Origin of the sequence: Paraburkholderia sp. GAS334 (assembly GCF_050436625.1) — a bacterium.
Taxonomy (GTDB): domain Bacteria; phylum Pseudomonadota; class Gammaproteobacteria; order Burkholderiales; family Burkholderiaceae; genus Paraburkholderia.
The window spans coordinates 90,358-103,860 of sequence record NZ_JBNDMO010000005.1; the positions used below are offsets into that span (position 1 = coordinate 90,358).

Here is a 13,503-nt window from a genome sequence, read left to right on the forward strand (position 1 = left end):
ATCTTTCTTCGCGAATCGTTGCCGACGGCGTTCGTGCATTGCCTGGTGTTTACGCTGACTCCAACTGTCGCGCGATCGACAGTCGTGGCAGCGGTCGCTCGAAATAATGCGTGTCATACAAGACCAGGAGACACGCATGATTCCCGCTCGTCCGCTGCCCGCCGCAGCCGCGTTCGTCGAGAGCCCGACGAATCACATAGTCGAAGACGCCGTCTTTCGTAAGATCAGTTGGCGCGTCATGCCGCTCGTCTTGATCGCGTATGTCTTCGCGTTCCTCGATCGGATCAATATCGGATACGCGCAGCTGCAGATGAAGCAGGACCTTGCTTTCTCCGATGCTGTGTATGGACTCGGCGCGGGGGTCTTCTTCGTCACCTATCTGCTGTTCGAGGTGCCCAGCAATCTGCTACTCGAAAAGATAGGCGCGCGACTAACCTTCCTGAGGATCATGGTGCTGTGGGGCCTCGCGTCCGCGGCGACCGCTTTCGTCACGGCACCGTGGCAGTTCTATGCCATCCGGTTGCTGCTGGGCATGTTCGAAGCAGGCTTCTTCCCGGGCATCATTCTGTATCTGACGTACTGGTACCCGAGCCAGCGCCGCGGTCGTGTGACGGGTCTGTTCCTGTTCGGCATGCCGATCACGGGTGTCCTGGGCGGCCCACTGTCGGGAACGATCATGAGCGGCATGGAAGGCCTCGGCGGCATGCACGGATGGCAGTGGCTATTCCTCGTCGAAGGCTTGCCGACCGTTCTGCTTGGGTTCGTGCTGTATCGCATGCTTCCGCACGGGCCGGCCCGCGCGCCGTGGCTGAACGACGCCGAGAAAGTGCTGGTCCAGTCGGTCCTTGATGCCGACCACCGGGGCGAGCCAAAGGCTGGACATCATGGCAGGCTCGCCACGGCGCTGGCGGACCCGAAAACCTACGTGCTGGCCTTCGTCTACTTCTGCTGCGCTTGCGCTGTCTACACGCTCACGTTCTGGCTGCCGACCATGATCAAAGGCCTCGGCATCGCACCCATCGCGACGATCGGCTGGTACACGGCGGTGCCCTATATTTTCGGTGCGCTTGGCGTACTCATCATCAGCCGCAGTTCGGATCGTTTCAAGGAGCGTCGCTGGCATGTCGGCGGAACTCTGGTCTTCGGCGCGGTGGCTCTCGCCTCCACCTCCTTTCTTGGCGCCGCGGTCATCCCGGTGATGGCCCTGCTGTGTGTTGCCTCGTTCTTCATCTTTGGCGGCGGCTCGCTGTTCTGGTCGATTCCGCCGACCTACCTTGGCCGCGACGCAGCCGCAGCCGGCATCGCGGTGATCAGTTCACTGGGCATCCTTGGCGGCTTCGCCAGCCCGACGCTGATCGGCTGGATCAAGGGCTCGACGGGCAGCATCCAGATGGGTCTGCTGGGCTTGATCGCACTTGTCATTGGCGGCGGCCTGACGATCCTGCTGGGCCTGCCAAAGAGCGCGGTCCGCGTGGGCCCCGGCGATGGCGCGAGCGTGCACTGACCCGGCAGCCATAGTCAATTTTGTCCTTTAGACCCATTTCTTCTCTGGAGAAGACCCGCATGAGCAAGCCCAAAGTCATCGTGACGGTTGCCCCGACGGGCGGCATGGCCAACAAGAAAATGAACCCGAACCTGCCGACACAGCCCCAGGAGATCGCCGACGACACCTACCGCTGCTACAACGCAGGTGCGAGTGTCGTGGCAGTGCATGCACGGCGTCCCGACGACGAGGCCACCTGCGATCCCGCCATCTATAGCCACATCAACCGGCTGATTCGCGACCGGTGCGACATCATTCTGAACAACTCCACCGGCGGCGGCATCAACGGCGACATGGTTCGCGAACTCGACAACGGCCTGTGGGAAATCCAGTGGGAAGAACGCCTCAAAGGCATGCAGGGTGACGGCGTCGAGATGTGCACGCTCGATGCACAGACCGTGATCGCAAGTTTCAGCGGTAAGGAAATCCTGGTGGCGACGCCGCCCTCGCGAATCCGGCAGATCGCCGAGATGATGAAAGCGCGCGGCATCAAGCCGGAATGGGAAGTGTTCGGTCTCGCCGACATCGTTCAGGATGTTCAGCGGGCCATCAACGAGGGCCTCGACGATGCCCCGCACTTCATCAATATCGTCATCGGTGCCAATGCCTTCCAGGGCGCATTGCCCTACACGCCTCGCCTGTTGCAGACTATGGTCGACCATCTGCCCCGCAACACCGTCTTCAACGTCAGCGCCATCGGCGCGGCGCAGTTGCCCGCCGCGATGAACTCGCTGTTACTGGGAGGCCACGTGCGCGTCGGGCTCGAAGACAACCTGTATTACAGGCAGGGCGAGTTGGCCACCAACGTGCAACTGGTCGAGCGGCTCGTTCGCCTCGTGCGTGAGATGGGTTACGAGCCGGCCACGCCGGCTGAGGCACGGGAGATCATCGGGCTGCGGCCGTTGCACGAAACAGTCAACGCTGCCTGCCTGGAGAGTTAGATCGTGACAAAGCAAGCCGTTAACATCGCCATCGTCGGCACGGGCGTCATTGGCGCAGGCTGGGCGACACACTTCCTGGCGCAGGGTTTCGCGGTCACGGCGACGGATCCCGCCGACGGGGCCGAGACGCGCCTGCGCAACTGGATCGACGACAGTTGGCCTGTTGTCGAGAGACTCGGGCTGGCGAATGGCGCCTCCCGGGACAACCTGACTTTCTCGACTGATGTGGGCGCGGCGGTGCGCAACGCGGACTTCATTCAGGAAAGCGGCCCCGAGCGACTGGACGTCAAGCACGCATTGATCGCAAGCATCGAATTGGCCGCAAGGGCAGACGCGATCATCGCGTCGTCATCGTCGGGGCTGGCAATCAGCGAGATTCAGGCAGGCGCGAAACATCCGGAACGAATTGTCCTTGGTCATCCATTCAATCCGTCCCACATCATTCCGTTGGTAGAGGTCGGTGGCGGCAGCCTCACATCGCCCGAAAACATTGCGAAGACGATGGCGTTCTATTCGTCAACGGGCAAGAAGGTCATCCGGATTAACAAAGAGGTCAAGGGCCATATCGCCAACCGTCTACAGGTGGCGATATGGCAGGAAGCCATTAGTCTGGTACAGCGCGGGGTCGCCTCTGTGGAGGACATCGACGCGGCGATCTCCTACGGCCCGGGCCTGCGCTGGGCGTTGCTCGGACCGTTTCTCAACCTTCACGCTTCCGGAGGCCCCGGCGGGATCACGCATGTGCTACAGCACTTAGGCGCGGCTCAACGCGAGTGGGCCGGAGACCTGGGCACGTATCCCGAGACAGACGATTACATCGAGTCGATCGCGAAAGGCGTCGAGGCGGAACTGCAGGCGTACGATTTTCCAGAAATGCTGCGCCAGCGCGATCAATTGCTGGTTCAGCTACTGGAGACGAAGCGAAATCTCTCTCAGATTCCGTAGGTAAACGGACATGGGGCACAACTATAATCAACAAGCACGGGGACGCTTCCGGTTGACGGGAGGCTATTTCCCGCGTGTGTCTGCCATGCCCAATTACGGGTCAATTTTTTGTACGGAGGTATTCCATGGCCACGTACGTCATCCTCAGCCGCTTGTCTCCTGACGCGTTCAAAGACCCCAAAGACCTGAAACAGCTCGCCGCCACCGTTGCCGAGAAAATCAAGGCCGAATGTCCTGCGGTCACCTGGAAAGACAGCTATCTGACACTCGGGCGCTTCGATGTGGTGGACATCGTCGAGTCTGACGATCTGAAACAGCTCGAGAGAGCGGCGTTGATCATCCGCGCCTGTGGACACGCCACCACCGAGACCTTGCAAGGGACCGCGTGGGACGAGTTTATCGCGACGCTATAACGGGGTTGCCCGCCACCCCGTTGCAAAAGCGCCGAGACAAGGTCGCCCGCCAGGCGCTTCGCGACAAGGCGTCCTGGCGACCCGTGGCGTTTCAGTCGGGTTGTCGGCAAAAAAGTGAGAGCACCCGGGGCGCACTGAAGCGACGCCACTTTCCGCTCGAGGCGGTCCTCATCAGGGAGCGCTGGTGCGTCGCGTACGTAAGCCGGCGATGGAATGCTAGCGGTTTTCGGCACCTCGTGTCGTTGAGGACTGGCACGCCAAATGGCCTAGCACGTGACATGCAGGATGGCATTGGCCTCGTCAGGGTGCTCCTTCAGATTGGCGATGGCCTCTGCTGTCGGCAGGATGACCAGTTCGACTTGCCGATGCCGGGCCTCGAGCTTCACCTCTTCCATTACCGGTAACGCCCCGGTGCCGGTACCTATCACCAGCCGCCCGCATTTCCAGGGTATGTCCTCCGCCACTGACAGCGGTGTGTGCCCAAAGGTCTCGCGGAACGCCTTGGATGGATTCTTCTTGCGTTTGCGAACCTGTCCGTGCTCGATCACCACGTCATGCTGGTAGGTGACGCCATCAATACGGATGGAACCAAAGGAAAATGCTTCGAAGCGCATGCCCATCTCCGCCGCTTTTGTGCTGGTAGCCACTCATTGCGCCAAGACCCAACAGAGTGGTCGTCCAACACAATCATTATAGATTGGAGGCAGCGTTGTGCGAATGTGTCCCGCCGGCGACCACCAGGGGTAAGCAAGCGCTTCGTGAAGCGCCGACAGATGGCTCGGCGGATTTTGTGGCGGGGTCTGACGGCATCGTATTCTCCCGATGACTGGGGAAAATCCCCATCACCACACTAGCACTGAACATCCGGCGTGGCTTGCGCGCGGAACGCCTGGACTACCAGCCGCGCATTGGTGGCAGATGCTACGATGGCTGAAAATCGCTGCGGAGGTCTCAATGCAAAGCCCCGCTCTGTTCCACGTGCTTCTCGATCACCTCGAAGCGAACGGCACCCAGCCTGTCGACATTCAGCGGTTCATCGACCGGTGGCACCGACTTCGATCGCACGACGCGTTTCCGTGCCCAGTCTGCTACCTCGCCGGCGAGGAACAGCCGCTCGCAGCATTGCCGGCGCAAGGTAGCTTCGAGCCATTCAAATGCCCAGGTTGTCGAACGCAGTTCGACGTACCAATCGACGGATAACGCCACGTCTTCCGAAATGAAAGGGACAGGGAAAAACGCGGGTTTCCACGGAGCGCATCGCCTAAAATCCAGGCATGCGGGCGACCTGGCAAGGACGCTGCCATGGTCGTGTCGATGACGGGAGTGCTGTTCGGGGTGATCGCGCCGACCATGGCTGCAATATTGGTAGCAGAGCACTACCCATGAATGAAGATCCCTGTTCATCACAGAGTTCGAGGGCATCAATGACAACGTGGCGTGGTTCATACACGTGAAATCCCAGGCCTTCGGGCCAAGCCATGTTAACCACCGGCACCACAGTCCAGCGGCCGTGTCGTCCGGCATGCCATCAGATGGACGCTTCATTCGATCCGAAAACGCGACGCCGGATCGCTTGCGTCAGATCAACAATTTCGCGGCGTGTGGATCGCCGTTAAGCGCCGTTCGTTCCCATTTATCCGGTGGCCCTCCGGCCTCGACGGAGGAAGGAACGAGACGCTGGAGACAGCATGTGGTACGCGTGCTTTGAAGCTCAGCGTGACCTGATACAGTCGATCAGTGACTGGGCGATGCTGGGATGCGACGTCTGGACGTCGCCGGCGATGTCTTGCACGCCCGTCGCTGCTGCCGGCTATGACTGGCTGTACCGGCTGGTTCGACCGTCGCCCGAGCCACCGCCGTTCGGCATCCCGGTGGTGACGGTCGGCGACCGGTCGGTACCCGTGGTCGAACGGGTGGTCGACAGCACGCCGTTTTGCGCGCTGCGGCAATTCATGCGCGCGCCGGCGCCAGTTGCACCCAGGCGCGGTCAAAACCGCACTGCGCCACCGGATATCTTCCTCTGCGCGCCGCTCGCGGGACACCACGCGGTCATGCTGCGCGAGACCGTCGAAACGCTGCTACAGGACGGCGATGTGTACGTTACGGACTGGGCCAACGCGCGTGACGTGCCACTTGCCGCAGGCCGCTTCGGACTCGACGACTATGTGTTCGCGCTCGAGCGCTTTCTGCGAAAACTGGGCTGCGCGCATACGCACGTCATCGCCGTTTGCCAGGCTACCGCTCCGACCCTTGCCGCAGCGGCATTGCTGGCGAGACAAGGAGAAGCGCCGCCGCTCAGCCTGACGCTGATGGGCGGGCCGATCGATACGCGCCTCAATCCGACGGCCGTCGACCGGTTGGCGCAAAGCCACAGCCTCGACTGGTTTCGCGACACGGTGATCGAAACCGTTCCGCCCCGCTATGTCGGTTCCGGTCGCCGGGTCTGTCCGGGCTTCATCCAGCATGCGGCGATCGTCGCCGCACATCCGCACCGCCAGCTGGCACTCGAATCGCGCTACTGGTCGAGCCGCCTCTCAGCCGATGCGGCGACCATCGCGAACAGCCTGCGTTCATTGAACGAATACGCCGCGGCCCTCGACATGACTGAAGATTATCTGCTCGACACGATCCGCGTGATCTTTCAGGAACAGCACCTTGCCCGTGGGGAATGGCGCGTCGGTGGAAGCTGTGTGCAGCCGCAGGATCTCGAATCCATGGCGCTTTGTACCGTCGAGGGCGATCGCGACGACATTGCCGGCGCGGGCCAGACGCATGCCGCTCACACGCTGTGCAGTGCGATCCCGGTACAGCAGCGCTGCCGTTGGACGATATCGGATTGCGACCACTACGACCTGTTCACTGGACCGAGGTGGCACGAGGTGATTCACCCCGCCGTGGTCCGGTTCTGGGCGTCGGTGCGCTGACCGGGGTGCCCTTCCTTGCAGGTACGCCCGAATCTCTGCCATCGTCACAGGCAAACCGCAAGAAATGCCGAGGGAGATGCGGGTAGAGGATGGCCAAAAAAGCGAACGCCGCCCTGCAATCTGGCGGGCAGGGATTGAGCTGCGCGGCGACATCATCCCACGCGAAAGCGGGCAGACTCGACCAGGGCGCCGCAGGCGGGCGTCACTCACGATTCGGTCCGACCTCGAGCGTTCGACGCTGCGCACCGCGCATCCCAACATCCCAATGTAATCGCCCTGACGACGGCGCAATCCCCGCGTTGGAACCCGATCGCGCGGGCGGCGCTGGAATTTGCCACCCGTCCCGATCGTTCTTTCCACTGTAACAGCGGTAACGATTTCGACCGGGCAGCAGCCCCGCGTTCGCGAATTCGCACGTTCGAACGGAGTCAAAAGTGCAACAGACCAGCGATGTCTGGTTCGAGGGCGATCCGCAGCCGATCTGCGTGGATCGCGCCTTGCGAGGAGGGAAAATGAAATCGACCATGTTCCGGATTCTCGCCGGGATGCTGGCAAGCCTGATCCTCGGAGCATCATCGGGAGTTCATGGTGAGAGCGAGGTCCAGCCGGCGCCGCAGGCCGCCGCGCCGTTGACGGCAGAGCAGCTCGATCAAATTCTCGCGCCGATCGCGCTCTATCCTGATCCGCTGGTCGCCCAGATCCTGATGGCGGCGACCTATCCGCTGGAAGTCGTCGAAGCCGATCGCTGGGTTCAGCAGCCGGGCAACGCAGCGCTCCAGGGCGGGCAGTTGACTGACGCGCTCGAGCAGCAGCCCTGGGATCCGAGCGTGAAGTCGCTCGTGCCGTTTCCGCAGGTGCTGAGGATGCTCGATGACAATCTCGAGTGGACCGAGCACATTGGCGACGCCTTTCTGGCCAGCCAGCCGGCGGTCATGGATTCGATCCAGCGCCTTCGCCAGCGTGCGCAGGCGGCAGGCACGCTGCAGTCGATACCGGAGGAGGCGGTCAACAAGGTCGGGCAGGACATCACGATTCAGCCCGCCAGCGCGGACACCGTCTACGTTCCGGTCTACAACCCGACGGTCGCCTATGGCGCCTGGCCTTATCCCGCTTATCCGCCCTACTATTTCCCAAACAACTTCTACGACGCGGTGCCCGGTCCGTTCGGCTTCGGCTGGGTGAGCGTAGCCATAGTCGTTCCGCTGTGGGGTTGGGAGCATTGTGACTGGCATCGGCACCACATCGACCTCGACCGCGACCGCTTCGCCGACCTGGACCGCCACCATCGGCCGCCGGGAGTCGAGTGGACGCACGATCCGTGGCATCGGCACGGCGTTCCGTACCGCGACCCGGTCGTGCAGAGCCGGTTTGCGTCGAACGCCGCGTCGCCGGATGCGCGTCCGGCCTCGCGCGGAAATCCGGCAGCGTTGGCCGCTCCTTCATCGCGCACCGTGCCGGCCGTCGCGGGGATGCCGGGAGGCGCGCATCCGCAGGCGGCTCCGGTGCCGGCGCCGCAGGTTCCTCATACGCGGACGCCTCAGGTATTGACGACGCCCGGCGCACAGGTGCCCGAGTCACCGCAGGGTCCTCATACGCGGACGCCTCGCGTGTGGACAGCGCCCCACGCAGAGGTGACGCCGTCCCTACAGGTTCCTCACGCGCAGATGCCTCAGGTATGGACGGCGCCGCGCGCGCAGGTACCTCAGCCACCGCAGGTCCCTCACGCGCAGACGCCTCAGGTATGGACGGCGCCGCGCGCGCAGGTACCTCAGCCACCGCAGGTTCCTCACGCGCAGACGCCTCAGGTATGGACGGCGCCCCGCGCGCAGGTCCCACCGGCGCCGCAGGTTCCTCATGAGCAGATGCCTCAGGTATGGGCGCCCCGCGCACAGGAACCTCTGTCACCGCAGGTGCCCCACGTACAGGCGCCTCAAGTACTGCGGGCGCCTCCAGCGCAGATGCCGCACCCGATGCCGCGGCCAGCCGCTGTGGTGATGCCGCACGTCGCGCCAGGCTTCGTGTCGTCCGGTAGCGGCCCTGGCATGCAGGCGCCGGCCATGCCCGGACGCGTCAGCGGCATGCCAGCGCCGGTATTCCGTCCTGCGGGCGGGGTGGTGCGGCCGGCGACGTCGGACGGCGCCGGGGCACATTGAAGAGCGGCATATCGGCCGCCTGCGGACAACCACGAACAGCACATCCGGCACAGGCGTCTCACGTATAGGACCTGCAACGTGGCGCTTCAGAAGCACGTTAGTGGGCGATCGTCGCAAAACGGCTGGAGGCGGCCGTTTTGCATTGCATCGCAGCAAGTGACTCCTCCATTTGCGCGATCCGTATACGGGGCACGCTTCCCCCTTGCGCTGCCTTGCACGATGCAGAGGAGAGGACTACCTTTGCTCTAGAGACGTGCCGGCGCAGACAGTACCGAAGTACGGCAAGGCGGCACAACGACGCCAGGAGCGTTTTGTTAGCGGCTCCAGCGAGTGACACGCAGCGAGGTGACCTATGTCGCTTGCGATTGCCCTGATCCTGATCATCGTATTGGCGGTGGGGTTTCACTTTGCCAGTCCCTGGTGGATCACGCCGATCGCCTCGAACTGGGTGCGCATGGACGACATGCTGACGATCACGATCGTCATTACCGGCGCGCTCTTCATCGCGATCAACCTGTTCATCGTGATCGCACTGGTGCGCTACCGCCACCGCAGGGGTCATCGCGCTGCTTACGAGCCGCACAACAAGCGGCTGGAATGGTGGCTGATCGGCCTGACCTCTGTCGGCGTGGCAGCGTTGCTGGCACCGGGGCTCTTCGTCTACGCGGACTACATACGGCCGCCGCCCAACGTGCTGCAGATGGAAGTGCTCGCCCAGCAATGGCAATGGCGCTTCCGCTTTGCCGGCCCCGGTGGCAAGCTGGGCACGACGGACGTGCGCTACATCAGCAACGACAACCCCTTCGGCCTGAACCCCGGCGACCCCAACGGCCGTGACAACTACCTGATCGAGACGCCCGAGGTGCACCTGCCGCTCAACCGGCCGATCCTGGTCCTGACACGGTCGCGCGACGTGCTGCACGACTTCTACGTACCGCCGTTCCGTGCGCGCATGAACATAGTGCCCGGCATGGTGACCACCTTCTGGTTCACGCCGACCAAGGCAGGGCGTTACGACATCCTGTGCGCGCAGCTTTGCGGTATCGGGCACGCCAACATGCGCGGCGTGGTGGTGGTGGAAGACGAAGCATCGTTCTCGCGCTGGCTGGCGCAGCAGAGCACGTTCGCGCAGCGGCAGCAGGCCAGGGTGCAGGCCGCACCCGCCGCTGCAGGCGGCAGCGCCCAGGCGCTTGCTGACCAGGGCAAGGCGCTCGCAGAGGCCAAGGGCTGCGTCGCCTGCCATACCGTGGACGGCAGTCCGCGCGTGGGCCCCACCTGGAAGGGCCTGTACGGCAAGACCGAAACGATGGCCGACGGCAGCACCGCGAAGGTGGACGAAGCCTATCTGCGCGCCTTCATCCGCGACCCGAAGGCTCGCGTCGTGAAGGGCTTCTCACCCATCATGCCGAACTTCGACCTGAGCGAGCAGGAGCTGACCGCGCTGGTGACCTACATCGAATCGCAAGGCGGCCCGGCCGCCAGCAGCGCAGCCCAACCCTAGCGGAGCAGACGCAATGTCCTACGCGCACACCGACCACGTCCCGCAAAGCTTCTGGACCCGCTATGTCTGGAGCCAGGACCACAAGGTCATCGCCGTGCAGTATTCGCTGACGGCCATCTCCATCGGCCTGGTCGGCCTTGTGTTGTCGGACCTGATGCGGTTGCAGCTCGGCTTTCCGGGCAAGTTCAGTTTCATCGACGCCAACCACTACTACCAGTTCGTCACCATGCACGGGATGATCATGGTGATCTACCTGCTGACGGCGCTGTTTCTGGGCGGCTTCGGCAACTACCTGATCCCGCTGATGCTGGGCGCGCGCGACATGGTGTTCCCGTTTCTCAACATGCTGAGCTACTGGGTCTACCTGCTGGCCGTGCTGGTGCTGATGGCGAGCTTCTTCGTGCCAGGCGGGCCGACCGGCGCGGGCTGGACGCTGTATCCACCCCAGGCCATCCTGCCGGGCACGCCGGGCGTGGAATGGGGCATCGTGTTGATGCTGGTGTCGCTGGCGATCTTCATCGTCGCGACAACGATGGGCGGCTTGAATTACGTCACCACCACGCTGCAGGCGCGCACGCGCGGCATGACGCTCATGCGCATGCCGCTCACGGTGTGGGGCATCTTCGTGGCGACCATCATGGCGCTGCTGGCGTTTCCGGCGCTGTTCGTGTCGGCGGTGATGATGCTGCTCGACAAGACACTCGGCACCAGCTTCTTCATACCGGCCGTGGTGTCGATGGGGCAGACGCTCAAGCATGCCGGCGGCAGCCCGCTGCTGTTCCAGCACCTGTTCTGGTTCTTCGGGCATCCGGAGGTCTACATCGTCGCGCTGCCGGCCTTTGGCATCGTGTCGGACCTCATCAGCACGCACGCGCGCAAGAGCCTCTTTGGCCACAAGATGATGGTGTGGGCCATCATCATCATCGGTGCGTTGAGCTTCGTGGTCTGGGCGCACCACATGTTCATCGCCGGCATGAATCCGTACTTCGGCTTCTTCTTTGCCACCACCACGCTCATCATCGCCATCCCGACCGCCCTCAAGGTCTACAACTGGGTGCTGACGCTGTGGCGCGGCGATATCCACCTGACCGTGCCCATGCTATTTGCCATCGGCTTCATCAGCACCTTCGTCCTGGGTGGGCTGACCGGGCTCTACCTCGGCAACGTGAGCGTGGACATTCCGCTGTCGAACACGTACTTCGTGGTGGCGCACTTCCATATGGTGATGGCCGTGTCGCCGATCCTTGTGGTGTTTGGCGGTATGTACCACTGGTATCCGAAGGTGACGGGCCGCATGCTCAACGACACGCTCGGGCGCGTGCACTTCTGGGTTACCTTCCTCGGCACCTATGCGATCTACTTCCCGATGCACTATCTCGGCATCCTGGGCATGCCGCGGCGGTATTACGCGTATGAGGGCTACAGCTTCATTCCGTCTTCGGCGCAGACGCTCAACACCTTCATCACCGTCGTTGCGCTGATCGTTGGGGCGGCGCAGTTGCTGTTCTTGTACAACCTGGCGTGGAGCCTGGTGCGCGGCAAGCGTGCCGACAGCAACCCCTGGCGGGCCACCACGCTGGAATGGCAGACGCCGCAAACGCCGCCAGTGCACGGCAACTGGGGCGCCGCACCGCCCGTCGTCTACCGCTGGGCGTACGAATACAGCCCGCCGGGGCACGAGGAAGACTTCGTCCCGCAAAACCAGCCGCCTGCGCCTGCGCCTGAACCGGTCCACCCGACGCTTGAACCCGGCGAGGCACGCGAATGACCACACTGCGCCGCTCCTTCGTTCCTGACGCGCCACCTGTCTTGCCGAATGCGAGCCGCATCGGCCTGATCGTCTTCATGGCGGTGGCAACGACATTGTTTTCACTGCTGCTGTTCGCCTATGCAATGCGCATGCGCGAGCCCGACTGGCAGCCGATCCCGCATCCGGCGCTGCTGTGGTGGAACACCGGCGCGCTGGTGCTGGCAAGCATTGCCATGCAGCGTGCCCGGCAGCTGACCTTACACCGCGCGGCGTGGCTGGTGTCCAGCGGTGTGCTGGCGGCCGTGTTCGTGATCGGACAACTGACCGCCTGGCGCATGCTGTCGGCGGCCGGGCAGACCGTCACCGTCAATCCTTCCAATAGCTTCCTCTACCTGCTCACCGGCCTGCACGGGTTGCATGTGCTGGGCGGACTGGTGGCCTGGGCCGTGACGATCGCGCGTCTCCAGCGCGGGGACCCCTTCAGAACCCAGCGCGCCATCGCGCTGTGCGCCATCTACTGGCATTTCCTGCTGGCTGTCTGGCTCGTGCTGCTGGCGGCGATGTGGTGGATCACCCCTGAGTTCGTCGCCGCCATCTGCGGGCCGCTGTATGGAGCCGCGCCATGACCACGCCCACGCTCCCCACCGAATCCGCTGCCACCACGCCCACCGACGCCGGACCTGACGGCTGGCGCGGCATCGTCACGGACTGGTCGGCCGACCGCGAAGCCTTCAAGGTGCCGTGGGGCAAGGCAATGATGTGGATCTTCCTGCTGTCGGACACCTTCATCTTCAGCAGCTTCCTGATCGGCTACATGACGGTGCGCATGTCGACCACGGTGCCGTGGCCTGACCCTTCCAAGGTGTTCGGGCTCACTGTGGGCGGCGTGGATGTGCCCTTGCTGCTGATCGCCATCATGACGTTCACCCTGATCACCAGCAGCGGCACCATGGCGATGGCCGTCAACTTTGGCTACCGGCGCAACGCAAAGCGCGCCGCCGCACTGTTGCTGGCGACCGCGCTGCTGGGCGTGACCTTCGTGTCGATGCAGGCCTTCGAATGGACCAAGCTGATCGTCCATGAAGGTATCCGCCCCTGGGGCAACCCGATGGGCGCGGCGCAGTTTGGCGCGTGCTTCTTCATGATCACCGGGTTCCACGGCTTTCACGTGAGCTGCGGTGTGATCTACCTGCTGCTGATCGCACGCAAGATCCTGCAGCCGGGGTTCACCGAGCACGGCAACTTCCAGATCGTCGAGATTGCCGGCTTGTACTGGCACTTCGTCGACCTGGTGTGGGTGTTCATCTTTGCGCTGTTCTATTTGTGGTGAGGC

At 63.2% G+C, this 13,503-nt stretch carries 12 protein-coding genes; 10 read left to right on the forward strand and 2 right to left on the reverse strand.

Annotated elements, in window-relative coordinates:
- The first annotated feature begins 136 nt into the window (after window positions 1–136).
- The 4 genes from P3T21_RS11250 (at window position 137) to P3T21_RS11265 (ending at window position 3,842) form a co-directional block, all read left to right on the forward strand.
- Window positions 137–1,504 carry an MFS transporter gene (locus P3T21_RS11250; protein WP_429256010.1) on the forward strand — a complete coding sequence of 456 codons (1,368 nt, stop codon included), beginning with the start codon at window positions 137–139 and terminating at the stop codon, window positions 1,502–1,504.
- A 59-nt stretch (window positions 1,505–1,563) separates the two neighbouring features.
- Window positions 1,564–2,484 carry a 3-keto-5-aminohexanoate cleavage protein gene (locus P3T21_RS11255; protein WP_429256011.1) on the forward strand — a complete coding sequence of 307 codons (921 nt, stop codon included), beginning with the start codon at window positions 1,564–1,566 and terminating at the stop codon, window positions 2,482–2,484.
- 3 nt (window positions 2,485–2,487) lie between these two features.
- Complete coding sequence (locus tag P3T21_RS11260) at window positions 2,488–3,429, forward strand: 3-hydroxyacyl-CoA dehydrogenase NAD-binding domain-containing protein (protein ID WP_429256012.1); 942 nt, start codon at window positions 2,488–2,490, stop codon at window positions 3,427–3,429.
- Window positions 3,430–3,554: 125 nt separating this feature from the next.
- Window positions 3,555–3,842 (forward strand): GYD domain-containing protein, encoded by a 288-nt coding sequence (locus tag P3T21_RS11265; protein WP_429256013.1) that lies wholly within the window; start codon window positions 3,555–3,557, stop codon window positions 3,840–3,842.
- Between the two features lie 266 nt (window positions 3,843–4,108).
- Here the strand turns inward: P3T21_RS11265 and P3T21_RS11270 are convergent, their stop codons facing one another.
- A complete protein-coding gene (locus P3T21_RS11270) occupies window positions 4,109–4,456 on the reverse strand; it encodes an MTH938/NDUFAF3 family protein (RefSeq protein ID WP_429256014.1) in 348 nt (115 codons plus the stop codon).
- A 337-nt stretch (window positions 4,457–4,793) separates the two neighbouring features.
- Window positions 4,794–5,288, reverse strand: coding sequence for a hypothetical protein (locus P3T21_RS11275; RefSeq protein WP_429256015.1), 495 nt, complete (start codon window positions 5,286–5,288; stop codon window positions 4,794–4,796).
- 242 nt (window positions 5,289–5,530) lie between these two features.
- On the opposite strand from P3T21_RS11275, the gene phaZ reads away from it, so the two are divergent.
- The 6 genes from phaZ to P3T21_RS11305 all read left to right on the forward strand — a co-directional run bounded on the left by phaZ (window position 5,531) and on the right by P3T21_RS11305 (window position 13,500).
- Window positions 5,531–6,766, forward strand: a complete 1,236-nt coding sequence (gene phaZ, locus P3T21_RS11280) for a polyhydroxyalkanoate depolymerase (protein ID WP_429256016.1) — start codon at window positions 5,531–5,533, stop codon at window positions 6,764–6,766.
- 512 nt (window positions 6,767–7,278) lie between these two features.
- Window positions 7,279–8,919 (forward strand): DUF3300 domain-containing protein, encoded by a 1,641-nt coding sequence (locus P3T21_RS11285; RefSeq protein WP_429256017.1) that lies wholly within the window; start codon window positions 7,279–7,281, stop codon window positions 8,917–8,919.
- A gap of 352 nt (window positions 8,920–9,271) precedes the next feature.
- The gene (locus P3T21_RS11290) at window positions 9,272–10,420 is read left to right on the forward strand and encodes a c-type cytochrome (protein ID WP_429256018.1); all 1,149 of its coding nucleotides are present in this window, start codon (window positions 9,272–9,274) and stop codon (window positions 10,418–10,420) included.
- Window positions 10,421–10,433: 13 nt separating this feature from the next.
- Window positions 10,434–12,188 carry a cytochrome c oxidase subunit I gene (gene ctaD / locus P3T21_RS11295; RefSeq protein WP_429256019.1) on the forward strand — a complete coding sequence of 585 codons (1,755 nt, stop codon included), beginning with the start codon at window positions 10,434–10,436 and terminating at the stop codon, window positions 12,186–12,188.
- Window positions 12,185–12,796, forward strand: a complete 612-nt coding sequence (locus P3T21_RS11300; protein ID WP_429256020.1) for a cytochrome c oxidase subunit 3 — start codon at window positions 12,185–12,187, stop codon at window positions 12,794–12,796. Before ctaD ends, P3T21_RS11300 begins: the two co-directional genes overlap by 4 nt.
- Window positions 12,793–13,500, forward strand: coding sequence for a heme-copper oxidase subunit III family protein (locus tag P3T21_RS11305; protein WP_429256021.1), 708 nt, complete (start codon window positions 12,793–12,795; stop codon window positions 13,498–13,500). Before P3T21_RS11300 ends, P3T21_RS11305 begins: the two co-directional genes overlap by 4 nt.
- Window positions 13,501–13,503 lie beyond the last annotated feature (3 nt).

Excerpts from the sequence above, each read along its gene's own strand:
- P3T21_RS11300 (WP_429256020.1), top strand. The coding sequence starts at position 12,185 with ATGACCACACTGCGCCGCTCCTTCGTTCCTGACGCGCCACCTGTCTTG.
- P3T21_RS11265 (WP_429256013.1), top strand. The coding sequence starts at position 3,555 with ATGGCCACGTACGTCATCCTCAGCCGCTTGTCTCCTGACGCGTTCAAA.
- P3T21_RS11305 (WP_429256021.1), top strand. The coding sequence starts at position 12,793 with ATGACCACGCCCACGCTCCCCACCGAATCCGCTGCCACCACGCCCACC.
- P3T21_RS11255 (WP_429256011.1), top strand. The coding sequence starts at position 1,564 with ATGAGCAAGCCCAAAGTCATCGTGACGGTTGCCCCGACGGGCGGCATG.
- P3T21_RS11250 (WP_429256010.1), top strand. The coding sequence starts at position 137 with ATGATTCCCGCTCGTCCGCTGCCCGCCGCAGCCGCGTTCGTCGAGAGC.
- ctaD (WP_429256019.1), top strand. The coding sequence starts at position 10,434 with ATGTCCTACGCGCACACCGACCACGTCCCGCAAAGCTTCTGGACCCGC.
- P3T21_RS11270 (WP_429256014.1), bottom strand. The coding sequence starts at position 4,456 with ATGCGCTTCGAAGCATTTTCCTTTGGTTCCATCCGTATTGATGGCGTC.
- P3T21_RS11275 (WP_429256015.1), bottom strand. The coding sequence starts at position 5,288 with ATGAACCACGCCACGTTGTCATTGATGCCCTCGAACTCTGTGATGAAC.
- P3T21_RS11290 (WP_429256018.1), top strand. The coding sequence starts at position 9,272 with ATGTCGCTTGCGATTGCCCTGATCCTGATCATCGTATTGGCGGTGGGG.
- phaZ (WP_429256016.1), top strand. The coding sequence starts at position 5,531 with ATGTGGTACGCGTGCTTTGAAGCTCAGCGTGACCTGATACAGTCGATC.
- P3T21_RS11285 (WP_429256017.1), top strand. The coding sequence starts at position 7,279 with ATGAAATCGACCATGTTCCGGATTCTCGCCGGGATGCTGGCAAGCCTG.